This window comes from Massilia sp. DWR3-1-1 (assembly GCF_049898325.1).
GTDB lineage: Bacteria > Pseudomonadota > Gammaproteobacteria > Burkholderiales > Burkholderiaceae_D > JAFCUW01.
Window position 1 is genome coordinate 98,646 of record NZ_JAFCXL010000012.1, and the last position, 24,395, is coordinate 123,040.

The 24,395-nt window shown below is 56.2% G+C and carries 19 protein-coding genes and 1 tRNA gene; 11 read left to right on the forward strand and 9 right to left on the reverse strand.

What is annotated here, in order from left to right; all coding sequences use genetic code 11:
* Positions 1-98: 98 nt before the first annotated feature.
* The 8 genes from ACP7EY_RS14415 (at position 99) to ACP7EY_RS14450 (ending at position 10,273) form a co-directional block, all read left to right on the forward strand.
* Positions 99-740: a PEP-CTERM sorting domain-containing protein gene (locus ACP7EY_RS14415; RefSeq protein ID WP_426194691.1), complete on the forward strand. Its 642-nt coding sequence runs from the start codon at positions 99-101 to the stop codon at positions 738-740.
* Between the two features lie 211 nt (positions 741-951).
* Positions 952-1,027, forward strand: a tRNA-Arg gene (locus ACP7EY_RS14420).
* 759 nt (positions 1,028-1,786) lie between these two features.
* Complete coding sequence (locus ACP7EY_RS14425) at positions 1,787-3,199, forward strand: TIGR03013 family XrtA/PEP-CTERM system glycosyltransferase (RefSeq protein WP_426194693.1); 1,413 nt, start codon at positions 1,787-1,789, stop codon at positions 3,197-3,199.
* A 49-nt stretch (positions 3,200-3,248) separates the two neighbouring features.
* Positions 3,249-5,324, forward strand: coding sequence for an XrtA/PEP-CTERM system histidine kinase PrsK (prsK, locus tag ACP7EY_RS14430; protein ID WP_426194695.1), 2,076 nt, complete (start codon positions 3,249-3,251; stop codon positions 5,322-5,324).
* Between the two features lie 13 nt (positions 5,325-5,337).
* Complete coding sequence (gene prsR / locus ACP7EY_RS14435; protein WP_426194697.1) at positions 5,338-6,699, forward strand: PEP-CTERM-box response regulator transcription factor; 1,362 nt, start codon at positions 5,338-5,340, stop codon at positions 6,697-6,699.
* 159 nt (positions 6,700-6,858) lie between these two features.
* Positions 6,859-7,620 (forward strand): YdcF family protein, encoded by a 762-nt coding sequence (locus tag ACP7EY_RS14440; RefSeq protein ID WP_426194699.1) that lies wholly within the window; start codon positions 6,859-6,861, stop codon positions 7,618-7,620.
* Positions 7,621-7,630: 10 nt separating this feature from the next.
* Positions 7,631-9,091, forward strand: a complete 1,461-nt coding sequence (locus tag ACP7EY_RS14445; RefSeq protein WP_426194701.1) for a chondroitinase-B domain-containing protein — start codon at positions 7,631-7,633, stop codon at positions 9,089-9,091.
* Between the two features lie 78 nt (positions 9,092-9,169).
* The gene (locus ACP7EY_RS14450; protein WP_426194703.1) at positions 9,170-10,273 is read left to right on the forward strand and encodes an acyltransferase family protein; all 1,104 of its coding nucleotides are present in this window, start codon (positions 9,170-9,172) and stop codon (positions 10,271-10,273) included.
* A 233-nt stretch (positions 10,274-10,506) separates the two neighbouring features.
* Here the strand turns inward: ACP7EY_RS14450 and ACP7EY_RS14455 are convergent, their stop codons facing one another.
* From ACP7EY_RS14455 to ACP7EY_RS14480, 6 genes are all read right to left on the reverse strand, one after another.
* Positions 10,507-11,343: a hydrolase 1, exosortase A system-associated gene (locus tag ACP7EY_RS14455; protein ID WP_426194705.1), complete on the reverse strand. Its 837-nt coding sequence runs from the start codon at positions 11,341-11,343 to the stop codon at positions 10,507-10,509.
* On the reverse strand, positions 11,333-12,160 hold the full coding sequence (locus ACP7EY_RS14460) for a hydrolase 2, exosortase A system-associated (protein WP_426194707.1): 828 nt from the start codon (positions 12,158-12,160) through the stop codon (positions 11,333-11,335). The genes ACP7EY_RS14455 and ACP7EY_RS14460 overlap by 11 nt, the downstream gene beginning before the upstream one ends.
* A gap of 10 nt (positions 12,161-12,170) precedes the next feature.
* Positions 12,171-12,419: an acyl carrier protein gene (locus tag ACP7EY_RS14465; protein WP_426194708.1), complete on the reverse strand. Its 249-nt coding sequence runs from the start codon at positions 12,417-12,419 to the stop codon at positions 12,171-12,173.
* Positions 12,420-12,458: 39 nt separating this feature from the next.
* Entirely contained in the window at positions 12,459-13,919 is a 1,461-nt protein-coding gene (locus ACP7EY_RS14470) for an oligosaccharide flippase family protein (RefSeq protein ID WP_426194710.1), read from the reverse strand.
* 432 nt (positions 13,920-14,351) lie between these two features.
* Positions 14,352-15,587 (reverse strand): pyridoxal-dependent decarboxylase, exosortase A system-associated, encoded by a 1,236-nt coding sequence (locus ACP7EY_RS14475; RefSeq protein ID WP_426194712.1) that lies wholly within the window; start codon positions 15,585-15,587, stop codon positions 14,352-14,354.
* Positions 15,580-17,172 carry an acyl-CoA ligase (AMP-forming), exosortase A system-associated gene (locus tag ACP7EY_RS14480; RefSeq protein WP_426194714.1) on the reverse strand — a complete coding sequence of 531 codons (1,593 nt, stop codon included), beginning with the start codon at positions 17,170-17,172 and terminating at the stop codon, positions 15,580-15,582. Before ACP7EY_RS14480 ends, ACP7EY_RS14475 begins: the two co-directional genes overlap by 8 nt.
* 149 nt (positions 17,173-17,321) lie before the next feature.
* Here ACP7EY_RS14480 and ACP7EY_RS14485 point away from each other — a divergent pair, with 149 nt between their 5' ends.
* Together ACP7EY_RS14485 and ACP7EY_RS14490 are read left to right on the forward strand one after the other, a co-directional pair.
* On the forward strand, positions 17,322-18,524 hold the full coding sequence (locus ACP7EY_RS14485; RefSeq protein ID WP_426194716.1) for a DegT/DnrJ/EryC1/StrS family aminotransferase: 1,203 nt from the start codon (positions 17,322-17,324) through the stop codon (positions 18,522-18,524).
* Entirely contained in the window at positions 18,521-19,552 is a 1,032-nt protein-coding gene (locus tag ACP7EY_RS14490; RefSeq protein WP_426194718.1) for a GNAT family N-acetyltransferase, read from the forward strand. The genes ACP7EY_RS14485 and ACP7EY_RS14490 overlap by 4 nt, the downstream gene beginning before the upstream one ends.
* Positions 19,553-19,950: 398 nt before the next feature.
* Here the strand turns inward: ACP7EY_RS14490 and ACP7EY_RS14495 are convergent, their stop codons facing one another.
* A complete protein-coding gene (locus ACP7EY_RS14495; protein WP_426194720.1) occupies positions 19,951-20,340 on the reverse strand; it encodes a hypothetical protein in 390 nt (129 codons plus the stop codon).
* Between ACP7EY_RS14495 and ACP7EY_RS14500 the strand changes: the two genes are divergently transcribed.
* A complete protein-coding gene (locus ACP7EY_RS14500) occupies positions 20,324-22,336 on the forward strand; it encodes a hypothetical protein (RefSeq protein WP_426194722.1) in 2,013 nt (670 codons plus the stop codon). The two genes, ACP7EY_RS14495 and ACP7EY_RS14500, sit on opposite strands and share 17 nt — an antisense overlap.
* 75 nt (positions 22,337-22,411) lie before the next feature.
* Here ACP7EY_RS14500 and ACP7EY_RS14505 read toward each other — a convergent pair whose 3' ends face one another.
* Both ACP7EY_RS14505 and ACP7EY_RS14510 read right to left on the reverse strand, forming a co-directional pair.
* Complete coding sequence (locus ACP7EY_RS14505; protein ID WP_426194724.1) at positions 22,412-23,365, reverse strand: glycosyltransferase family 2 protein; 954 nt, start codon at positions 23,363-23,365, stop codon at positions 22,412-22,414.
* Between the two features lie 36 nt (positions 23,366-23,401).
* Complete coding sequence (locus tag ACP7EY_RS14510; protein ID WP_426194725.1) at positions 23,402-24,388, reverse strand: glycosyltransferase family 2 protein; 987 nt, start codon at positions 24,386-24,388, stop codon at positions 23,402-23,404.
* Positions 24,389-24,395: the final 7 nt, after the last annotated feature.

A 24,395-nucleotide genomic window follows, 5' to 3' on the forward strand; every position in this document is an offset into this window, starting at 1 on the left:
ATATTTTTCTAAGTCATTGATAAGTAAGGATTATTTTTATTGGAACGATACTTGCTTTGCATGAGGATGCCGTTAATAGTTTTGCTTTGGAGCCCGTTATGAAAAAGATTTTGGCTGGATTGGTTTTGCTGGTCGCCACGTTGGGTTTTTCGAGCTCTGCTTCGGCGATCGTGGTGAGTGGATCAAGCTACGTTTTCTATTTGCAGGGCTCTGGGAGTGGAAGTGCGTTCGCTGCGGAGACAATTTTTGATGACGCCACAGCGTACACAACACGTGACGGTATTCTGCTCAGCGTTAGCGAATCCGATGCATCGTTGGGTGGACTCAATCACCGTATCATCGTAAGCATAGGCGCCGACGGTGATTTGTTTCCGATGTTTGGCGAAACTGCTTATTTTGGAATTGGAACGTTTGGTGACGTGATCGATCTGGAGTCACCTGCGACGCTGTATGACGCACGCCTGACCCTACTCGACAGTGATGGCGTGGTAAGATTCGCATCCGAAAATTTGGCAAGCCTCGCCAGTCTGGCATCGCCATGGGATGGTAGCATGCCTTCTATTGACGCCTCCTTGGAAGTTCCCAATATGGGCGGGTTGAACATATCGAGCGTCATTTTCGAATTTTATGTCAGCGATATCCCAGAAACCGCGGTGCCAGAGCCCGACGGTTTGCTGTTGTTCGGCATTGGACTTTTCGCGCTAGGATTTGCTTACCGATCGCGACTGCTCAAGTCCTAACAGCGGGGCAAAGAGATGTGGTGCGCCCTGGATTTGTGAAATTTAGTGTGAATTCTCGCTGCTGGCAATGTCTTTTTCGCCCATTCTTGGCTGAATTTGCGTGTAGCCTTGCCATCGGCACAAGCAAGCTGCCGAATAATCTTTGGCCTTTACAGGCGCTGGCAATGGACGAAGCCTTTGAAAGCCTGTATCCTTCGCCTCTCCATGCAATGCGGCTGTAGCTCAGTGGATAGAGTATTGGCCTCCGAAGCCAAGGGTCGTGGGTTCGATCCCCGCCAGCCGCACCATCAATTGCCAGCATCACTGAGTGCTGCGATCGCATCCGAGTTGCACTTCCAGCAATATTCCATCAGCTATCCCCTCTAATGCCGATCGATACCAATCGGTTGCGCTGCTACGACGGCATGCTCGCCTCAACGGTGCCCGTTTCCTAAGCGTTATCATAGTTGTCGATTCGCGCGGTCCAGTCTCTCCGTTGCAACCTCGGTGCCGGCAACCGAGACACAACAATTCAATTTTGTTAACGTAATATGTCTGGCGTTGTTGTTGTCTTGGCGCTCAGGCTGGATGACGATTGTTGAGTGTTTCCGTGGTATATTAAATGTTGAGGTAGTTGCAAGCTCACTCTGTGATTGAACCGTTTTCGCTGTCCCGACGTGATGTTATGGGCGGGCACCATATGGTGCCTCAGCCACGCTAGGGCATAATTTTCGCTAGTATGGTTGAGCGCGCAAGCAATCACTTTATCCCGCAAAGTGTGGCATCGCATCAACTACGCAACGCTCCGGGCGCAGATCGCTCCACGTCGCTGGGGGCGGTACGCTATTATGAACGCCGTGGTTGCCTCTTGTAGGCTTCATAAGATGATGGATATGTCGTAATTAGTGGGCTGACCTTGCTTGTGCGTTTGCGTCACTTGTACTCAGTACGGGAGCATGCGGCCCTCTACAGGAGTATTTTCGCGACTAATAATGATGTTTTTGCATTTTTTCGCTAAAACCAATTCCACGTTTCCCCAATAATGAAAAAGAAGCCCTGGAGCTGCTGTGTTTAGAATTTCTAACCACTATGTATCGAAGATCGTATTTGTCTTGCTGTTCGTCGAAATACTGGTGCTGTTCGGCGCGGCGTATGTCGGCGCGGCCGTCCGCTTTATTGAAGTGGGCAACCCGTCAGCGATGCCCAATATCGAGCATCTCGACCATTTTTTCACGTCGGCGCTCGCCTTTACTGCGTCGGTGATCTTCAGCATGAGCGCGATGGGCATGTACCAGCTCGACTTCAACGAAGGCTTGCGCGACCCGTTTTTCCTCAAGCTCATGCCGTCGTTTATCATGGGCTTTCTCATCCTGACACTGGTGTTCTACCTGGCGCCGGACCTGTATTTCGGGCGCGGAGTGCTGGTGCTTGTATTCGGGATTGCCGGCGTGGGTATTTTTATCGCCCGCATGGTGTTCTTCAAGACATCCGAACTGCGCTTTCTTGAAACACGCATCCTGTTCCTGGGCAGCGGGCCGCTGGCGAAGGAATGCAGCGATCTGGCAAAGCAGAGTGGCAGTTATCATCGTTATAACATCGCCGGCTTTATCGCCACCACGACAGAAGAACTGTGCGTCGATGCCAAGGCGCTGATGGTGCCGCGCGATGGCGATTCGCTGCTGTCGATGGCGCGCTCGAACAATATCGAGGAAATCGTGGTCGCGGTGCAAAACCGGCGCGGTGGTTTCCCCATCAAAGAATTGCTCGATTGCAAACTTCAAGGCTTGAAAGTGACCGATGCCGCCACCTTTTTCGAGCGCGAGACCTACCAGATCCGCGTCGACTCGCTGCAGCCGTCATGGCTGGTGTTCGGCGGTGGTTTCGACCAGAGTTTCGCCCGGACCTATATGAAGCGCAGTTTCGATATCGTCTGCAGCACCTTGATCCTGGCTGTGACGTTTCCAGTGATGCTGCTGGCCGCGCTGGCCGTGTGGATCGAGGACCGCGGTCCCGTGTTTTATTCGCAGGAACGGGTCGGCCTTGACGGCAGCATCTTCCGCGTCCATAAATTCCGCAGCATGCGTATCGATGCCGAAAAGGGCGGCAAACCGCAGTGGGCCCAGCAAAACGACCCGCGCGTGACGCGCGTCGGCAATTTTATGCGCAAGACCCGCATCGATGAACTGCCGCAAGTGCTCAACGTGATCAAGGGTGACATGTCGTTTGTCGGCCCGCGGCCCGAACGTCAATACTTTGTCGAGCAATTGATCGAGGTGGTCCCCTATTACAATGTCCGCCACAGCGTCAAGCCGGGCATTACCGGTTGGGCCCAGGTGCGTTACGGCTACGGGGCGTCGGCCGAGGATGCACTGCAGAAGCTGCAATACGATCTGTATTACGTCAAGAACAACAGCCTGTTTCTCGACCTCCTGATCCTGATCGACACCATGAAAGTGGTGCTGTTCCGCAGTGGCCGCTGATTGCGTGCAGCCTTCGTAACCCAACGGCGCTCGCTCCCGCCGCATCCCCGTGACTAATATCGCCGCACTGACTTACCTGCTGGCCGCCATCGGCTTTTTCGGTCTCTGCCTGCCTGCGCTAAGGGGGGGCCGCGGCCGTAGTCAGCAAATCACGCTGCCCCTGGCCTGCGTGGCCACTGCCTTGTGGGCCGGCGTGGTGGCGTGGGAGGCGTCGCGCCAGATCCTGTGGAGTCCCTTGTCGGGTGTGCTCGAGGTGGTGCGCGATGGCGCCTGGGCGCTGTTTCTCGTGGTCCTGCTCGGTCACTGGCGCCGTCCCGAAGGGGGCGTGCGGCGATCGCTGGTGATCGGCGCCGCCTTCTATCTGGCGCTGCTGGCAATGCTGGTCCTGTGGATGGCCGGACTGGGCCAGCCCGCGCTTGGCATCCTCGGCAGCTTGCCCGTGCTGGCGTCGTTTGTCGGGCTGTCCGTATTCGGTATGTTGCTGGTGGAGCAGGTCTATCGCAACAAGACCATCGAGGAACGCTGGGCCATCAAGTTTGTCTGCCTGGGCGTGGGCGGCATGTTCGCCTATGATTTCTATATGTACAGCAACACCATGCTGTTTCGCGAGCCCAACCCCGATGTCTGGACCGCGCGTGGCGTGGTCAACCTGCTGACGGTACCGCTGGTGGCCATGTCGATGGCCCGGCACAAGTCCTGGACCACCTCGTTTTCCGTGTCGCGCAGGGTGGTGTTCCATTCGGCGGCGCTGTTCGGTTCAGCGATCTATCTGCTGGCAATGAGCCTGGTCGGCTACTACCTGCGCTTCGTCGGCGGGCGCTGGGGGACGGTGATCCAGACGGGCTTCCTGTTCGGCGCCGTTTGCCTGCTGGTGGTGATCCTGTTTTCGGGCACCGCGCGGTCGTGGCTGAAGGTATCGATCAGCAAGCACTTTTATCGCTATAACTACGACTACCGCGAGGAATGGATGCGATTTACCCGCATTCTGTCCGAACGGGGGCCGGGCCTGGGCGCCCGCGCCATCCAGGCCCTGGCCGGACTGGTCGAAAGCCCGGGCGGCGCCTTGTGGCAGCGCGGCGATGCGAACCGCTTCGCGCCCCATTCGCACTGGCAGGCGCCGGCGGGCGAAGTGAGCGAGCCAAGCAACTCGCCGTTTTGCCAATTCCTGGAAAAAACCCAGTGGGTCATCGACCTCGACGAGTACGTCGAGAGCCCCGACAAGTACGAGGGCCTGGCGGTGCCGGACTGGCTGCTCGACTATCCGCGCCGGTGGATGGTGGTGCCATTGATGCTGCATGAAAAGCTGTCCGGCTTTGTGGTGCTGCAACACGCGCGCAGTCCCCTCAAGCTGAACTGGGAAATTTTCGATGTGCTGGAAATCGCCGGCAACCAGGCCGCCGCCCATCTGGCCCAGGAAGACGCGGCCAATGCGCTGATGGTGGCACGCCAGTTCGAGTCGTTCAATCGCATGTCGACCTTTGTCGTCCATGACCTGAAAAACCTGGTGGCGCAACTGTCGCTGATGAACGCCAATGCCGAAAAGCACAAGGACAATCCCGAATTTCAACGGGACATGCTCGAGACCTTGAACCATTCGGTGCAGAAAATGAAGCTGCTGCTGCAAAAGCTCAGCCGTAGCGAGAACGCCGAACAGCCCGCGCCACTGGCACTCGACAAGGTGGTGCGCCAGGCCGTCGCCCTCAAAAATGCGTTCGAACCCCATCCACACCTGGTCGTCGAGGTGCCCGGACTGGTGGTGCTGGCCGATCGCGAACGCCTCGAGCGCGTGGTGGGCCACCTGATCCAGAACGCCATCGAAGCGACCCCGCGCGATGGCAGTGTGATGATTCGCGTGGGCCATTGCAGCACCGGGGTCGCCGGCGCCGTCGAAATCGAGATCACCGATACGGGCGAAGGCATGAGCGAGGAGTTCATCCGCGAACGCCTGTTCAAGCCCTTCGATTCGACCAAGTCCGCCGGCATGGGCATCGGCGTGTTCGAAAGCCGTGAATACATTACCGAACTGGGCGGCCTGTTGCAGGTCAGCAGCCGGCCTGGCGCCGGCACCACGTTCAAGATTGTCCTGCAACCGTACCACGCGCCCATCGCCATCGCGACTTCCTGACCAGAGGAACACCATGACCCAATCCAAACCGAAGCTGCTGATCATCGAAGACGACCCGGGCCTGCAGAAGCAGTTGCGCTGGAGCCTCGATGCCTATGACGTCGCCGTCGCCGGCGACCGCGAAGCGGCGCTGGCGCAAATCCGTCGCCACGAGCCGGCTGTGTGCACCATGGACCTGGGTTTGCCGCCTGATCCGGATGGCTCGACCGAGGGCCTGGCCACCTTGCAGCAAATCCTGGCGCTGGCGCCCGACACCCGCGTGATCGTCTTGACGGGCAACCAGGACCACAGCAATGCCGTCAAGGCCATCGGGATGGGGGCCTACGACTTTCATCAAAAGCCCGTCGATTCGGAAGTGCTCAACCTGGTCATTGAGCGGGCTTTCTACCTGCACAATTTGCAGCAAGAAAACCGCCGCATGCAGCAGTCGCAGGCCGATTCGCCGCTGGCCGGGGTGATTTCGCGCGATCCGGGCATGCTCAAGGTCTGCCGCACGATCGAGAAGGTGGCGCCGACGTCGGCGTCCGTCATGCTGCTGGGCGAATCGGGCACCGGCAAGGAAGTGCTGGCGCGCGCCGTGCACGCGCTGTCACCGCGCGCAAAAGAGCGCTTCATGGCGATCAATTGCGCGGCGATCCCGGAAAATCTGCTCGAGAGCGAGCTGTTCGGCTACGAAAAGGGGGCGTTCACGGGCGCGGCCAAGCAGACCAAGGGCAAAGTCGAACTGGCGAACGGCGGCACTTTCTTCCTCGACGAGGTGGGCGATTTGCCGATGCCCTTGCAGGCCAAGCTGCTGCGGTTTCTGCAGGAGCGCGTCATCGAACGCATCGGCGGGCATGAAGAAATCGCGGTCGACGTGCGCATCGTGTGCGCGACCCACCAAAAGTTGAAAGAACTGTGCGCCCAGGGACGCTTTCGGGAAGACTTGTACTACCGATTGTGCGAGATCGTCGTCAATATTCCGCCGATGCGCGACCGCGAAGGCGATGCCGCCCTGCTGGCCCACCATTTCAAGAATAAATTTTGTGCCCAGGAATCGCGCGCCGCGCTGCACTTCGCGCCCGACGCCTTGTCCGCCATCGAAGCCTACGCCTGGCCAGGCAATGTGCGCGAAATGGAAAATTACATCAAGCGGGCCGTCATCATGGCCGACGGCAGCACCATCGTCGCCGAAGACCTGGGGCTGCCCGACACGGGGGCCGAGGAATCGCCCCTGAACTTGCGCCAGGTGCGCGACGAGGCGGAGTACAAGGCCATCGTCAAAGCGCTGGCGCGCGCCGACGGCAATATCGTCAAGGCCTCGGAAATGCTGGGGATCAGCCGGCCCACCATGTATGACTTGATGGGACGGCACAGCATCAAGGCGGCCAACTAAGTGCCTATCTCAGTAGAGGGGAGGAAGCGGATGGCGATGACTGGCAAGCGCGGGCAAGGCGCGAGGAGGCGGCATGGCTAGCCATGCAACGACGAGCAACGCCGCCCCCGCTTGCCAGGCGCGGCAGCAGCGATTCCACTCTACTGAGATAGGCACTAAGTGAGTGTATGGCTGCTGACCCTGTGCAAGGGCCTGCTGCTGCCTCCGGGCGGCCCGATGCTGATGTTTGTGGCCGGCGTCCTGGTCAGGCGGCGCCGTGCGCTGCTGGGCAAATGGCTGCGTGGTGGCGCGCTCGCGCTGCTGTATCTGCTGTGCACCGGGGCCGGTTCCTGGCTGCTGGCGCGGCCGCTCGAATTGCTCGAGCCGCCGCTTGAGGCCAGCCAGGCAGCATCGGGCGCGCAGGCCATCGTGGTGCTCAGCGCCGGACGCCTCAAGCATAGTCCCGAATACGGCAACCGCAGCGTGCCCGATTTCGTTGCGATCGAACGGATGACTTACGGCGCGCACCTGGCGCGCATCACCGGCTTGCCCTTGCTGGTGACCGGCGGCATCATCAGCGATGACGCTGACGACGAGGCGCTGGCGCTGGGCATGGCGCGCATGTACCAGAGCGCGTTCGGCGTGCCGGTGCGCTGGATCGAAGCGCGCTCGATCAATACGGCGGAAAACGCCAGCCTGTCAGCGGCCATCCTCAAGCGCGACGGCATCACGCGCGTGATCGTGGTGACCAACGCGATGCACATGCGGCGCTCGCGCATTGCGTTTGAGCGCCAGGGCCTCGAGGTCATTCCCGGGCCGACCTTCTACGCCACGTTGCGCCCGTTCGATCCTCTCGAGCTGATGCCGACGGCTGAAAATTTGCGCCGCTCCTACTATGCCCTCTACGAGTGGCTCGGCTTATTGCGTTGCCAATTTTCCTGACGGAGTACCCATGCGCATAAAACGACCGATGATCGTCCTGGCCAGCGCCGCGCTGCTGCTCCTTTTATCGCTGGGCTCCGCCCTGATCGCGCTGGACGCCGAAGGCGTCATGCCGCGCGTGCTGGCGCCTTATATCGAGCGGCGCAGCCAGGGTCACAATCCCGTGATCGAGGCCGGCGGACGTTGGGCCGGCGCATGGCTGATGGCGCAAGACCGCGGCGCGCCCGCACCGCCCGAACTATCGGGAATGCCCGGCTTGCCGATGCCGCCGCTTGCGCAATCGGCGGTGCCTGCTGCAGCCGGCGCCGCCGTGCTGGTCGCCACCAGCGAAGAGGTGCTGGCCGCCATCGCGCGCGCCGAGCCGGGCGACACCATCACCCTGCTGCCGGGCACCTACCGCTTCACCAACAAGATCAACGTGTCGCGTCCGGGCCAGGACGGCCGTCCGGTGACGGTGCGCGCCATTGACGCTGGCAGCGTACTGATCGAGACAGGCGCCGTTGAAGGTTTCAAGATCAGCGCGCCGTTCTGGCGCTTCGAAAACCTGTCGCTGCGCGGCGTCTGTTCGCAGGATTCCGAGTGCGAGCACGCCTTTCATGTGGTCGGCGCGGCGCATCATTTTGTCGCGCTCGGCAACACGATCCTCGACTTCAACGCCCATTTTAAAATCAATGCCGAGAACCGTATTTTTCCCGATAACGGCCTGATCGAGGGCAACACCCTGTCGAACAGCCGCCCGCGCCGCACTGCCAATCCTGTCACGCCAATCGACCTCGTCACGGCCAGCGGTTGGGTCGTGCGTAGCAATGTCATCAGCGACTTCATCAAGGCTGAAGGCGACCGCATCAGTTACGGCGGCTTTTTCAAAGGCGCCGGGACCGACAATGTGTTCGAGCAGAACATTGTGCTGTGCGAACACCACTTGCGCGGCCTCCCAGGCCAGCGGGTCGGCCTCTCTCTGGGCGGCGGCGGCACCGACAAGGAGCTGTGCCGCGACCGTCGCTGCGTCACCGAGCAGGACCGGGGCGTCATCCGCGCCAACCTGATCGCGTCCTGCTCGGATGTGGGTATTTATATCAACAGCGCCGCCGGCAGCATCATTGCCCATAACACTTTGGTCGATACCAGCGGCATCGACGTGCGCTTCCCGGAAACCAGTGCTACTGTCGATGGCAACCTGGTCGACGGTCCAATCCGCAGCCGCGACGGCGGGGTGGTGCGCGAAAACGACAACCGTAGCACCCCGCCCGTTTACGCTTATTTCGGCTACCATCCGGTGCGCGCCTTGTTCCGAACGCCCGCCGCATTCGATTTCGCGTGGAAGGACGGCGCCGGCGTGGCGCCGCGCCGCGCCGGCGGTGTTGTGCCCGCACCGCCCGACCTGTGCGGCATGGTGCGGCCGTTGCTAACCGCCTACGGGGCGTCCGAGGATTTCGCCGCCTGCGGCCCGACCCTGGCGCTCAAGCGCTAGGTGCGACACTGTAATGCGACGATTCGTTGAAGGAAATTTGGAGTCATATAGCGTGATGCGACTACCAGTTCGGCCACGATGAAAAATGCCATCGACAATGGCATGTCTGTCTACCTCGACTTGCTGCGTTTTCTCGCCGCCGTCGCGGTGGTGCTCAGCCATGTCTGGCGCCTGATTTTTCCAGACTTTCCGCTGCCCTGGCCGGGCCACGCCGCAGTGATCGTGTTTTTTGTCATCTCCGGTTATGTGATCGCCTTCGCTACCGACCGGCCAGGGCAAACGGCCGGGCGCTATGCCTTGTACCGCGCCGTGCGCATCCTGTCTGTCACCATTCCAGCACTGCTGCTGGCGGTCTGTATCGCGCCGCTCTCTGGCACGTTTCAGATCCCGCTGGCCGGACAGATCCCTTTTCCCGCAAGCGAATTCTGGCGTGCAACCTGGATGAATATGCTTTTTCTGGGCGAGTCATCGTGGTTTGGGCGCATCCTGCCGCCGTTCAATCCGCCATACTGGTCGCTGTCGTACGAGGTGTGGTACTACGTAATTTTCGGTGCCTGGGTATTCTCCCCAGCGCGCTGGCGCCTTGCAGTGGTGCTGCTATCAATCGTTTTTGCTGGCCTAAAAATCGCGCTGCTGCTGCCCGTTTGGTTGCTTGGCGTGGCGGCCTACCGCTACCGCATCAGACTCGGTCAAGACACAGCCCTGCGCTTGTTCATACTGACAGCATTATTCGCATTTGCCTTTTACTGGTTTGATTGGTCGGTCCTGATTCGGTCCCTCCTGCAGCATGCGGCGCCGGCGTTTATGGGCAGCCTGCATGGCTCGGACCAGTTTCTCGGCGACTACATACTGGGATCTATCGTGGCAGTAAACTTCGTTGCAGCAGCGTCGATGGGCAGTTATTTTAGTGGACTGATTCGTACCCAGAAGTCAGTTCGGAAACTGGCATCCTTCACTCTGTCGAGCTATCTGATGCATATGCCGCTTACCGTGCTTCTTTGGAATGGACTAGGCGTTCATGGTTCTGTCGCGTATGTAGTATTGTTGGTGTGCGGAATTATCGTTGTTGGCTCATTTACTGAACGAAAGCATAGGGCGATCCGACACTGGCTCGAGAGCCGATGTCATATCAGTCAGCCGCTAGAAGGTAGCACCTCTAGGCCTGTCGACAGGTCAAAATAGGTGGAATTTCCACCCTTGTGTATGCCCCTCACCGTACTTATATGGACGCCGTGCACATTCATTCAGTTCCTGCGTATGCAGTGCGACTGTGGCCGGGATTTTTATTATTGCTGCGTTTACTGAACGGAAAAATAAAGCTAATCGCAGCCTGATCGAGCACCCGCCAGCAGCGATAGGCACCACTGCACGGATAAGAAAGCTGTGAGTTCAGGTACCCCTGCGCAGTTCCCGCATCAACCATTACGTACCCAACTACTGGACCAATCGGCGACCTGGTCTCGCCAGACTCGTCGCGAAAAAGTGTGGTCCGCCTTTTCCAGAGTCCGCTGTGTCACCCGTCGAGTACCGAGAAGGCGTCGCCATTCGGGTGCCTGGCTGGTCAGATCGCGGAATTCGTGAGCAGTCATGTCAGCGCCGCTCAGAATGATCAATATCGCGCCCTTGAATTTGGTCAGTCCTGAGCACATGGCATCGGGCAAACTCACCGACCCTGCCGGTAATCGGGGGCGCAGTGCAAGGCGTGCCGACTGGGCCAGCGAATAGATGGACTGCTTTAAATTGACTTCAAAGCGGAACAGTTTGCGCCAGAAATGCATGTGCAGCAGACGGCCGCCGTAATAATGTTTGAGTGTCGAGCGGGCCAGTCCGTCCGAGGTCCTCACCCAAGGATTGGCTAGAATAATGCCAGTTACGCGCTTGTCGCTGGGGGCATACATGGAAATAGCTGAGGCAGCATCGCACAGCCCCCATAGCACCACTTCTCGAATCTCTTCCACGTTCTCAAAAAAGGTATCGATTGCTGCGGACAAGTCATCGCCCACCGCGTCAAATATGCGCATATCGCCGTCGCTATCGCCCATCCCGCGGTAGTCGAATCGCATCACAGCGATGCCATTTGCCGCCAACGCGCGCGCCAGCAGGGTGAACTGGCGGTGGCTGCCCGCGCGGTATTGCGGCCCGCCCACAACAATCACGACACCCCGGTCCGAGGTGAAATGGGGGCGGGTGAGAATCCCCACCAGCGACTCTTTATGGCAAGGAAAAATCAGGCTGGTTTCTTCAAATTCCATCAGAGCTTTCGCGAAATATTGCCGAGGTAGCGTCCAGCCATTCATCGCAGGCCACGATTTCAGTTGCGCTCCAAAATGGCGGGCAGCGTACCGCGTATACACGCAGATCGACACCACGATGTTGCCACAGGCTGCTCAGTCTGTTCGTGTTGGTGGACAGCTGCGGACCAACACCTGCCTCGAACCAACTCACAGGACAAGCAGGTGCCATCGCCTCAAGCGGTGGCACCGCGTCGATGGCCGCTGCCAGACCCGGCGCCAGATCGTAGCCGACTACTTCAATGGTTTCTCCTGACAGTAAGGATTGACGCAGAAGATCGGTGCTCTCAAGCCTGGCTTCATTCCCGCCAAACAAAGCATTGGCCAGTCGCAAACGCAAAAATTGGGTCAGGTACGCTGCGCCATTCGAAACCGGTTGCCACAAGACAATCCCGCCAATGTCGGAGGAGGCGTTTCTCGCGTAGTCGAGTGCAAGCAAGCCGCCAAGCCGCAGGCCCCAGAGCGTGATCGGCTGGTCGAGGCGCTCGCGCAGCCACGCCTCTCCCCGCGCGATATCCCGCTTCCAGATTTGCCAGTCGGCGTCGCCGAAGTCACCGCTGCTGTCACCACATCCGAACAGATCTAGCAACAGAACGCCGTAACCCATCGCCGCCATTTGACGCGCTTGCAGTCCCACCATCCGGCGCGAGCGGTTCATTTCTTCAGCAAACGGATGCACATAAAGAATCGCACCGCGACACGGGCCAACGGGGGCGTGAAACAAGCAAAAACGCTGACCCGGATTGCTGTTAAGAAAGAATGTTTCAAGGCGCGTCATGCGGGATCTGCTATTCGAGTTTTTTTAGTTCAATAAATGCATTGAGGCTGGCGAGGGTTTCAAAGGTACTTGCACTGATATCGTCATCCGCAATGACAATACCAAAATGGTCTTCCAGTTCGCCGACCAGTCCGATCACTGCCATTGAATCGAGTTCGGGTATAGAACCCAGCAGGCGCGAATTTTCTCTCAATAATTGGCCTGTTGACCCCAATCCCAGACAATTGATGAGAATTTCCTTTATTTCATTGATGTACATAGCCGACTTTGTGATGTTTAAAAATAATTATGCGATAAATTATACGTTAGGGCCGATGAACGGCAGCTTGGCCTTGATCGGCGCTACCAGACGGTCAATTTCACCGACCAGGATATGACGGGTTATCCTCAGCAGAACGTACCAAACTGCAGCCAGAGGCAAGGCCATGATCAACAGCCGTGCGAGCGACGCCAAATGGACAGGTAATAAGGTGGACAAGACCCATGCTGCCAACGCTGTTCCCAGCGCCACGATCATACTTGGGATCATGTCACGCAGCATTGCAGCGCTTGAATAGCCAAAATATCGGGCCTGCTGGATGCTGATGACCGGCGCCGTAATCAACGTTGCAAGGCACAGCGCCCAGGCAAACCGGTTGAGCGTGCCGTCGTACATCACGATACAGAAAAGAATGCGCGCGACGGTCGAAATGATTGTTGGCATCGCGCTCAAATACGGCCGTCCGATTGAGGTGACTGCGATCGGAGCGAAGTGAAACAACATGCTGATTGAGCCCGCAATTGACAAGGGTAAGATGGCCGGCACGCACTCAAGCCAGGTCGGGCCGTACAATGCCAGCACGATATCCCCTCCGAGGACTGCGGAAAGTGCTAGCGCGGACCATCCCACGCCCGTCAGCAGTACGGTTGCACGAGACAACGTGGGAACCAGCGACTCGCCGCGATGGTACATTTGCGCCATGTAAGATACTGCGCCATAACTCACGGTAGAGCCGGCGATATAGCTGAAAATAGTCACCGTCGAGTTCGCCCTACTGAGCAAGCCGACTTGCCTGGCAGAGCCGATTTTTCCCAATACAATGTCGGGAATTGCGCCATGCAGAGTGCTCGCACAACTCGATAATAGTGATCCGGCGCCAAAATGTGCGACACTACGCCAGTGTTTGAATGACGGTATCCACGGCAATCCCTTAGGTCGCATAGGAATATAAGCCAAAGAACAGGTTATAATATTAATAAGGTTGGCGTAAGCGAGCGACATGCTGCCAAATCCGGTCTTGGCAAGTACAATGCAGCTTATACAAAAGAAAATTGTACCGACCGCGTTTGGGAAGGCTTCTTTTTTGGCCTCGAAATTGCGTGCCAGCAAGGCATGTGTGACAGCGCCAAATGGAATGAAGAAAAATCCAATTGCCAGTACTCGCATGACCGGTATGATCGCCGGTTCATTGAACCACAGGCCAATCGACGAGCTCGCGTACAAGAGTATGGATGCAATTAGCCACGAACTAAAATAAAGAACGCCAATAGCTGACCGAAGCTTATCGGTGGTCAGGTCTTTTTCACGCTGAATATAGGCGGAAACGCCGAAATCGCGAAATACGTGGGCAAAATTGATGAAGACCACGGTCATGGAATAAACGCCAATCTCGCGCGGCGTCAGAATGCGCGCAAGCATAATGCTGACAATGAACTGTAGTAATGTCGTTCCTGAAGAAGAAATGAAATTAATTACCAGCGAACGACGGAGATCTACCATAATAATTGTCGATAAATAATAAAGAGGTAGAGCCGTCGGCTCGCGATGAAAAGGTGAAAATGGGAACCATTCCGAAAACACTTAGCGTGATGAATACGGAGGAGCCGTGGCCACCGTTGCAGCGATATGTGCCGATTTTGGTCACACAAAATTTAGTTTTTGACAACTAATCTAGATAGCATTGACGGGATGGCAGAAAAATAAATGTTTTGATATTTACTCGAATTAACACGGAACATTATATACGGGGTCTCTTCGCCATGTGAGCTACATTTTGTTGCATTTAATGAATCATTGCATTTCTAGCTGAGTCTGAAATAATCACGTGCGCCCCAGGCCACCACTTGCCGTTGACGTGACGACAGCATGTATGTGGCACGGGTGTGATGGAAATGCCGCAGGAGGTGGCGTTGGCACCCCGTCAAGATATAATCAGACGAGCACCTCGAGTGGTGGTGGATGGCCCAGAAAAGCAACGGGGCTGGCAGAAAAGCCATAGGCGCCTGATTGGAAAATGACGATAAGATCGCCAACGTCGGCACGCGGCAGTTCTACTTTATCGGCGAGTATATCAAGCGGAGTACACAAAGGCCCCACAATGGTTACAGTTTCATGTTCTTTGTCGGCCATGCGACTGCCTACCGCAACAGGGTAGTTTTTGCGTATCACTTGGCCAAAATTTCCGGATGCTGCCAGGTGGTGATGCAATCCACCGTCGGTGACCAAAAATATGACGCCTCGCGATTCTTTGCGGTCAATGACGCGGGCAACGTACAGCCCTGCTTCGCCGACAAGGTAGCGGCCTGACTCTAACGAAACCCGGGTTGCCGGCAGTTGTTGATCGAGGCTGTCGGTCAATTTTTGTAAGTTCTCACAGATCGGGGACAAATCGAGCCGCTGTTCCCCGGCAAAATACGGGATGCCAAAACCGGCGCCAAGATACAGGCCGGGAATCACTTGACGCGTGGCGTCTGCCAGGCGCCTCGCCAACTCAAATGCCTGTGTGTGTGACTCGGCGATGGCCATCGCTTTCAGACTCTGCGAACCACTAAAAATATGGAGCCCCTGCAATGTGATGCCAAGCGAATCTATTTGGCGTGCGCACATCGGCACCATTTCTGCATCGATCCCAAACGGCTTGGCACCGCCGCTCATGCGCATGCCCGAGTTCTTTAATTCAAAGTCTGGATTGACCCGCATAACTATTTGCGGAGCGATCCCAAGCGCATCGCCAATGCGCGCTGCCCGGTCGATCTCCTTGCTGGACTCGACATTAATCATCACCCCTGCGGCGATCGCTTGGGACAGTTCTGCGTCAGTCTTGCCTGGCCCGGCAAAGCTGATGGTTGCCGGATCTATACCGGTGTCAAGCGCTGTTCGCAGTTCGCCAGCGGAAGCGACGTCAAGTCCGTCAACCAACACCGCCATCTGTTGCACCAATGCAGGCATTGGGTTGGCTTTGATCGAATAATGCAGTCGCACCGTTTGTGGGAGCAGGCTTCGCACGTGATGCACCCGCTCAATTAGTTTGGCACGGTCATACGCGTAGAACGGTGTGCTACCGACACGCCGGGCCAGGCGGCCAAGTTGCAGACCGCCGATGAGTACTTCTCCACCGACAACTTCAAATTGGCTTAACGGCGCGTGGACGGGCTTTTCGTTATTCATCGATGGTGGCCGTGAACATGTTCATAAAGGGAAGGGCGACATTTTTGCGGTCGATTTTGCCATTGGGATTGCGAGGAAAGGGCTCAATACGCATTCCGACGTGGGACGGCACCATGTAGGAGGGCAGGCGCCGTTGACACAGCTTGCGTACGGCAGCAGCATCCGCGACTCCGCCAGTGGCGGCGGTTGCCAGCAAGACAATTGCCTGGCCCAGTTCAGGATGTGGCACGCCGAATGCGATCACCTCGTCCAGGTCGTCCAGTTCAAGGACCACTTCTTCCAGTTCTGTTGGACTGACACGGTAGCCCGATACTTTGATGATGTCATCGTCGCGGCCGATAAAATAGAGATATCCGTCGGCGTCACGTCGTACCGTATCGCCCGACCATACGGCCATTTCCACCAGCGGCAAGGCGGCATCGTTATTGAGCACTGGACGGAATCGCTCTGCCGTTTTGAGTGGGTCGTTCCAGTATCCGAGCGCGACCAGTGCGCCCCGATGCACCAATTCACCTGGCTCATCCGTATCGCACGGCGTCCCGTCGCGGCGTAGCACCATCACATCGACATTCGGTATCGCGCGGCCTATTGAGCCTGGACGGTTGTCGATCTCGGCGGGAGGCAAAAAAGTCGAGCGAAACGCTTCCGTCAAGCCATACATCAAGAAAACTTGTGTCTGCGGCAAGGCGCGGCGTAGCGCTGCGAGCGTCGTGGCGGGCATCGCACCGCCTGAATTAGTGAGGTAACGTAGCGTGCAATTTCCAGGCCAAGGCAAGCGTGCAAGCTGGTTCCATAATGGAGGTACCGCCGCCAGTCCCGTAATGTTGTGAGCGATGACCGCGTCGACAATGTCGCGGGCGAACAGATGATTGAGCAGAATTACGTTGGCGCCGACCAGAAAAGCGCAGGTGAGTTGGCTCAAACCGTAATCAAAGCTGAGCGGCAGCACGGCCAAAATGCGATCAGCTTCAACCAATTCCAGATAACTGGCGACGCTGCGCGCGCCTGCCACCATGTTCCGATGCGACAACACCACTCCTTTGGGCTTGCCAGTACTGCCGGAGGTGTACAGAATTGCCGCAACGTCCGTATCGATACGGCGGTGCGATGGCAGGGCGGAACCGGTTGAGGACATGCTCGGTTCCCAGCCCAGCAATGGAACCGTCAGTTGGGCGACATCTTGATCGGGGATGCCCGTTACCAGGACCAAGCGTAGTTCTGGACAGCGAGCCAGTTGTGGCGCCAATTGGACAAGTCGCTCAGCAGATGTGAGCAAGATCTTTACGCTGCAGTCGTCCAGAATATGCGCCACTTGATCTGGCTTGAGTAGTGGATTGACCGGCACGAACACACCGCCAGCGAGCGACGTGCCAAACATGGCTGCCACGGCTTCGACACGTTTTTCCAGGTAGACTGCGACTCTTTCGCCACCTTGCAGTCCTGAATGGAGAAACACCTGGGCGGCGCGCCGCACGATGGCCGCGAGCGCCTCATAATCGAGACTATCCGGACCGTGGGCCAGCGCGGACGCTCCCGGCGAGCGCCGGGTAGTGGTAAAAATAAAATCGTGAATCAGATAGTTCATCTGGCGGGTGGCAGTCGAAGAGTAAAGATCGCGACTTCAGGGCAGCGTAACTGATAAGGCTCTGCTGCTCTGTGGAAATCCAAACCGCAATGTTACCATTCCACTCCCACCACGTCTTAATGTTCAATCCCGCTACTGCTAAGCGATTCATGACACACAAAGAACCAGTCACTCCTTCCTCGATCCCGTTGCATCCCGATGTGCCCTTGGCACCGGTGCTGTCCTTGGACTCTTTTCGCCAGATAACGCAGAGTCCGATGCCGTGTGTGCTCGACGTGCCTCATGTGCGACTGGTCACCAGCGGCCGGATTGCCCTCGGCCTGGCCCTGCGTGAATTGGGGGTTGGCGAGGGGGACGTGGTGCTGCTGCCGGCCTACCATAGTCTGTCGATGGTCCCACCAGTGTTATGGTTGAAAGCAGAGCCGCGCTTTTACCGCGTCGATGCGGGAGCGAACGCGGATATGGAGGATCTCACCACACAGTGCGACGCGCGCGTTCGGGTGCTTGTGACAACCCATTATTTCGGCTTCCCGCAAAATTTGACCGTGCTGCGTGCCTTCTGTGATCAACGGGGGATTGCGTTGGTTGAGGATTGTGCACATGCTTTTTTCGGCGCCTACCAGGGAAAACCGCTGGGTAGCTATGGCGACTATGCGATTGCCAGCAGTATGAAATTTTTCCCGATGTATGAGGGGGGGGTGCTTATCTCTGCGCGCCGGTCGCTCGATGCAATCGTACTGGTTTCTGGCGGAAAGGGATTCGAGGCCAAGGTTGTGCTGGCGACGCTGGAACGCAGCTTCAGCTATGGACGCTTGATGGGCCTCAAAGCCCCTCTAGTCCTGCCCTTACGTATCAAGGACTGGCTATGGCAGCGCATCAAGGTGGGGCAGGCCACGTCAGCACCCTTGGCACCCGGATCGTCCGACAGCGATGCCAGTTTTGACACCGCCTGGCTCGACAAGAGCACTTCGCTATTCGCACGATTTTTGCTCGCGCGCCTGAGTAAGACCAGGATTACAGGGTTGCGGCGGCGGAATTACCAATGTCTGCAGCAAACGTTGCGCGGCTTGCCCGGCTGCCGTCCCTTGTTCGCGACCTTGCCGGACAGTGTGTGCCCGTGGTTGTTTCCATTGCTTGTCGACGATGCCGACGCGGTGTTCGCGCGCGTTCGCGCGATGGGGGTGCCGGTGGTGCGTTTTGCCGAAACTTTGTGGCCGGCGATGGATATAGAGCGTTGCGTGAATAGTCGTCACCTGTCGCGCCACGTTCTGGCCTTCCCCTGCCACCAAGAGCTTAACGAACAAGAGCTCAATTGGATGTGCGCGCAACTGCTTAAAGCGATACGACCATGAAGTGGACTTTTGTGCCAGCGAGCGATTTTCTTTCGTATGCCACCGAATGGGACGCCTTGCTTTCGTTGGGACCGGCGGCGCCGCCACTTGCTGCCGCCTTTGTCGCGGCCTTGCTGTCCACGTTCGGCAGTAACACCGAATTGTTGGGGATATGCAAAGACGAAAACATGTTGCTGGCCGTCACCGTACTGACGCCCGCCGGCTACGCCCGCTGGAGCACTTTTCAACCGGCGCAAGCGCCGATCGGCTTGTGGGTGCAACTACCAGTCGCGAGTCGCCCGGCGCTTCTCCGAAGCCTGATCCGTGCGCTACCCGGTGGCGCCATGCTGGTTGGGTTGACGCAGTGCGATCCGTTGTTGTTGCCTCGCGACGGTGACAAGCGGTGCGAGGGTCACGGAGACTATATCAGCACCGCACGCATCACCATCGCAACCGACTTCGATACATGGTGGAGCGAACGTGGGAAGAATCTGCGTAGCAATATGAAAAAGCAGAGAAACCGGCTGGAAGTCGCGGGTATTGCAAGTCGACTGGAGATATGGCGCTCGCCACATCAAATGGCACATGCCATTGCTGAATTCGGACGTTTAGAAAGTACCGGCTGGAAAGGTCGCGTCGGCACTGCGGTAGATTTTCAGAGCGAACAAGGTCGGTTTTATCTAGAGATGCTCGAAACATTTTGCGCAGGGGGAAATGGAAGCGTGTATTGCTACTATTTTAATGAGAATATCGTTGCGATGGATTTGTGTATAGAGGAGAGAAATTGCGTGGTCGTATTGAAAACCGCCTATGACGAAAGTGTTCCGAGTCAATATTCCCCAGCGCTATTGATGCGTGAAGAGGCTTGCCGGATGCTGTTCAACGATGGACGGATCGAGCGCATCGAATTTTACGGACGCGTCATGGAGTGGCACACACGCTGGAGCGATGAGTTTAGGTCAATGTATCACTTGAATTATTATCGTTGGACCATTTTGCGCCACGCGGACGCTTTGCGGCATCGATTAAAAAACTTGCGCGCCACTTGAGATCCCTCTGCGTTCAACCTTTCGCTTGCGTTGACTTCCAAGTCTTGCGCTAGCAGTGGGTCGTCCAGTTAGCCTACAAATCAGCAATTCTTTCAAAATCAATTATTTTTATAAAAAAACATTACATCAACCTTGTTTTATATTTATTTATTATAATTATAATTATTCTTTAATTGCAAATTAAAATAACTAGAGCAAAGAGAATAGGTAGCATTTCTTACGGCTGGAATTCAGCACCCGTCTCGCCTCTGCTTTTTCAAATCCCTGCATTAAATTTTCGGCTTTTTATAGTATTGAGCTAGTTTTAATGCAAGTTAGGCAATCGCCGAAATTTTATATTCGCCAACTCTTTTGCTGATTTGATAAATCATGATGTTTATTGGATAACAAATTGCGAGTTATATGTGGTTTTTCCGAAGAATTTCAGCCTTTTTGAGAATAAGCAGAACACGGGAAGTGTTGATGCGGGTAAAGTTAAGTTCCTCGGGAAAATTATTATTTCCAACCACCAATCCCTTCACGATCATGAAACTGACAACATTGATACCTAGCCTGAATACCAATGCCGCGCATTTAGCCGCTGGTAAAAACATACTGGCCGCAGTCTCCGCAGCAGTGATCGTTGCGGGCTGCGGCGGCGGCGGGAGCGCCGGCAGTGCCACTTCAGAGAGCGCGGTCACACTCGCCGCCATCACCGTTAGCCGGGCACCGGTGAGCGTCACACCCGTCTCAACAATACCGGTTACCGTGACGACGACGCCGGTGGCCACCGTGCCTGTATCGGTCACGGGAACCCCGGTAACTGATGTGCGTATTGAAAATACTGGCATTGCCCAGACAAATGTTCCCTTTACCTTTGGCCAAGTCTTTGTCGCTGGCCAGGTCTTGTCGACGAATGGCATAGTCGGGAAGCTTGACGATGGCAGCGCCCTCGCTCTGCAAATGGATGTCAAAGCAACCCACGCCGATGGTTCCGTTCGCCACGCGATTCTCTCTGGCGTGGTCGCGAATCTTGCGCAAGGAGCCCAGCGTACGGTGACACTGATCAAGCAGGCCACCCCCACTGCTACAACGGCCCCAACCTTGAGTACATTGTTAGCGGCCGGCTTTAATTTCTCCGTGCATACCAAGATTGGCGGTGTGGACTACTATGTCAATGCCGAAGACCTTCTCAAGAGCACCACGCCCGGTGTGTGGCTCAAGGGCGCAATCGCCAACGAATGGCAAGTTTCGGCGCCGCTGCACACAAGCAGTGGTGCGGTGCACCCGCATCTGACTGCGCACTATGCGATCCGCTGGTATGACGGTATCAAGAAGGCGCGCGTGGACATGACGATCGAAAATGCATGGGCATTCGAGCCCAATGTTCAGAACTTTACCTACGATGTTGTCGCTAGTACCAACGGCAATGCGGTGTATAGCAAGGCCGCCCTGACCCACCTGCACCACAGTCGTTGGCGCAAGCTGTTCTGGTGGAACGGCAGCGAGCCCCAAATCAATGTCAAGCACAATACCGCCTATCTCATCTCGACCCGGGCGGTGCCGAACTATGATCAGACCCAACTACCCAATGAAGCCGGTCTGACTGAGCTGAAGGCGCGCTGGACGGGCACTTCGGTCGAGCCGATGGGCGTCGGCTTTGCCATGCCGTACATGCCAACCACGGGCGGACGTCCGGACATCGGGATTCTCCCAAGCTGGTCCACGATGTACCTGCTCAGCATGGATAGCCGCGCCAAAGGCGTCACTTTGGGGACCGCTGATCTTGCCGGCAGTTGGTCAATTCATTACCGGGACAAAATCACTGGCCGCCCGGTTACCGTTGCTGACTACCCCTATATGACGATTGCGGGGCGCAGCACCGATACGCTGAATCCAAACACTGGAAAATGGGAGTCATTTCCAGGCTGTGCGGCTGAGGGACTCTGCGATACACCGAATGCGCAGGACACATCTCATCAACCAAATTTCGCGTATCTACCGTACCTGGTAACTGGTGATTACTACTATCTTGAAGAGCTGTTGTTCTGGACAACCTATAATACGTTCGAGTCAAATCCGAACTACCGGCAGTTTAGTAAAGGGCTGTACTTTGACAATCAGGTTCGTGCACAGGCATGGAGCATGCGCACGGCAGCCGAGGCAGCTTACATTGTTCCTGATGCTGATACGATGAAGGCGCACTTGACGACCATTGTCAATAATAATCTTGACTGGTATAACACCACTTACGTGAATACCCCTGCAACATCGAATATGCTAGGGGCGCTGACGAATGGCTACGCTTATTCCTACCTGTACGACCTTGGGATCGCCCCATGGCAAGATGACTTCTTTACGTCTGCTGTGGGTCATGTGCTCGAACTGGGCTTTACAAAGGCGAAGCCAATTTTGCAGTGGAAAATCAATTTTCCTATTTTGCGCATGACCGCCCCTGGTAGTTGCTGGATCGATGGCGCAGCTTATCAGATGGCAATTCGTCCCACGAAAACGTCGCCGGTCTACGCCACGATGGCACAGGTCTACGCAGCAACCCATACGCCCGAGTTCAATGCGCTTGCTTGCAACAGCACAAGTATGGCGGCAGCTTTGAATTTGAAAGTTGGCGAAATGACTGGATTTTCTGACTCGCCAGGCGGGTATCCATCGAATATGCAGCCAGCGCTGGCTTACGCGGTGGATGTGGGCGGGGATTCAGGCAAGCAGGTCTGGTCGCTGTTCATGAGCCGAACCGTGAAACCGGTGTATGAAAACCAGCCACAGTTCAACATAATTCCACGCTAACTGTTTCTGACTCAAGGTACCGTTCGCTCTAATGAGTGCTCGGTACCATTTCAAATGGCGATTCACCATCATAGTTCAAGCTGTGAAACTGCTGAAAATGGCTTTAACGTTGCGCATGTCATTCGGTGTCCACCAAAGCGCTTCCAGGGCCGACCACAATGCTAGCTTCCTGTTTCCGCGTTGCCTGTGTGCGCTGGAGCGTAGGCGGAGGTTTGCTGCATGCATCCATTTGAGTTTTTTTCGATACGGTCTTAGGGTTTGATCGCGCAATAACAACCTAGATGCATCAGGCATTGCGCATGAACCTCGAAATGTATCCTTTGTCATCGATTCATGGTAGCGCCGAAGATAAAGGCCCGGTTGATCGAACCAGTACAGGTCGTAGCAGTTGGCCAGAAGCAGACAAAAATGAATATCCTCGCCATAGATGAGATTTTCGCCAAGCAAGCCGATTTCATCAAATACGTCGCGCCGGATTATCATTGCTCCCAGAACCGGTAAGACGTCCCAGTCCAGCATATGGTTCACCGGCCGCCGCATAACATAGGTATTCGGCGCAATCAGCGTCCCTTGCGTCTTGATGGTGTCAAAATGTGCCTCATGTACCATTTTGCCGGGCGCCCGAATCTCCAGGATGTCGCCGGCTAGCCATCGGCTTTCGGGGTGAGCTGCCATCATTTCGATACGATTTTTGATCGTTCCTGGCGCTAATAAGTCATCGGCATCGAGGAATCCGATCCACCGGCCGCTAGCGGCACGGATGCCGGCGTTGCGTGCCTTTGCGGGGCCACCGTTCTGTGACGACCGTATCACCAGCACATGATCCCAGCTTGCTACACATTCCAATATTTTGATGGTGGTAAGATCCGTTGACATATCATCCACAATTACTATTTCGATTTCAATGCCATCCGGAATTTGCTCAAGGATCGATTGCAATGCGTCATGCAGGAACGGACCTGAGTTGAAGACGGGAATCACGAAACTAATATTGTTGTTCATCTGAAAAATTTCAATTGGATTGATCAAGCACGCTGTGGCACCACTGCACAGCTATCGATGAGGCTATTTGCGATACGATTTTTCAGAGGTCGCTAACGCAGTGCGAAAAACATCCGATACTTTTCCAAAGCGACGTGTCAGGTAGTGAAAGACACCGTGTCGTGCTGCGCGGGCGCTTGGGGCGCGAGAGCATACCCATAGCAGAAATTGTGTATTTCTTACTTGTGGCTGACATTCTGTGGCTGCAGCCAGATGCGATAAAGACCAGTAAAGGCGTTTGAGCGCTTGCAGCCAACCGCCAATACCGTGATAGTTCTTCTCGATCAGCAGGAGGGTATTGCGAGTGGAATAGTACGTCTTGATCGCGGCACGGGTGCCTCCGAACGCACGTGATTCCTTGTGAAATATGATTATAGAATCATCGCAGATGGCGCGGAAGCCTTTATTTTCTGCGCGTAAGTGGAAATCGGTTTCTTCCAGTTGCAGAAAAAACCGTTCATCAAATAACCCGATCTTTTCGAAAATGTCGCGGTGCACTGCCAGACATGCACCGTAGGCAAAGTTCATATGCTGGCGTCCTGTGCCATCCTGCAATGGCGTGTAGCTTGACTGACGGCCATCTAGCGCGGGGTGCAACTGTGCCACCTTCGGCTCGTCCCAGTAGTAGATCGCTGGATGTAATAAGCAGGGCGCACAATCGAGTGCGGCGCTTATCCACGCTTGTGCTTGGCCCTCCGGGAAGACGGTATCGTTGTTCAGCAGGCAGATCCAACGGTAGCCCCGTTCCAGGCCCAATCTGATACCGACGTTATTTCCGCCCGCCCATCCTTTGTTTTCCGCTAAAGCGATTAGTTCCACATCGGGATAGGCCGAGGCCAACGCCGGAGCAATTCCTTGCTTAGAGGCATTGTCAATGACAAGAAGATCGAATCCCGTAACATGCTGGGCTCTCAAACTATCAAGACAAGCGACAGTGTCTTCGTAGCCGTTGTAGCTTAGCACCACGCATAACATGTCACGGCGCGGCACAGGAGGGTGAGGGTTTGTCATATCTGCA

What these genes read in the sequence shown, in the direction of transcription:
- ACP7EY_RS14415 (WP_426194691.1), top strand. Translation starts at nt 99, where the DNA reads ATGAAAAAGATTTTGGCTGGATTGGTTTTGCTGGTCGCCACGTTGGGT.
- prsR (WP_426194697.1), top strand. Translation starts at nt 5,338, where the DNA reads ATGACCCAATCCAAACCGAAGCTGCTGATCATCGAAGACGACCCGGGC.
- ACP7EY_RS14445 (WP_426194701.1), top strand. Translation starts at nt 7,631, where the DNA reads ATGCGCATAAAACGACCGATGATCGTCCTGGCCAGCGCCGCGCTGCTG.
- ACP7EY_RS14450 (WP_426194703.1), top strand. Translation starts at nt 9,170, where the DNA reads ATGAAAAATGCCATCGACAATGGCATGTCTGTCTACCTCGACTTGCTG.
- ACP7EY_RS14455 (WP_426194705.1), bottom strand. Translation starts at nt 11,343, where the DNA reads ATGGAATTTGAAGAAACCAGCCTGATTTTTCCTTGCCATAAAGAGTCG.
- ACP7EY_RS14460 (WP_426194707.1), bottom strand. Translation starts at nt 12,160, where the DNA reads ATGACGCGCCTTGAAACATTCTTTCTTAACAGCAATCCGGGTCAGCGT.
- ACP7EY_RS14465 (WP_426194708.1), bottom strand. Translation starts at nt 12,419, where the DNA reads ATGTACATCAATGAAATAAAGGAAATTCTCATCAATTGTCTGGGATTG.
- ACP7EY_RS14470 (WP_426194710.1), bottom strand. Translation starts at nt 13,919, where the DNA reads ATGGTAGATCTCCGTCGTTCGCTGGTAATTAATTTCATTTCTTCTTCA.
- ACP7EY_RS14475 (WP_426194712.1), bottom strand. Translation starts at nt 15,587, where the DNA reads ATGAATAACGAAAAGCCCGTCCACGCGCCGTTAAGCCAATTTGAAGTT.
- ACP7EY_RS14480 (WP_426194714.1), bottom strand. Translation starts at nt 17,172, where the DNA reads ATGAACTATCTGATTCACGATTTTATTTTTACCACTACCCGGCGCTCG.
- ACP7EY_RS14485 (WP_426194716.1), top strand. Translation starts at nt 17,322, where the DNA reads ATGACACACAAAGAACCAGTCACTCCTTCCTCGATCCCGTTGCATCCC.
- ACP7EY_RS14490 (WP_426194718.1), top strand. Translation starts at nt 18,521, where the DNA reads ATGAAGTGGACTTTTGTGCCAGCGAGCGATTTTCTTTCGTATGCCACC.
- ACP7EY_RS14510 (WP_426194725.1), bottom strand. Translation starts at nt 24,388, where the DNA reads ATGACAAACCCTCACCCTCCTGTGCCGCGCCGTGACATGTTATGCGTG.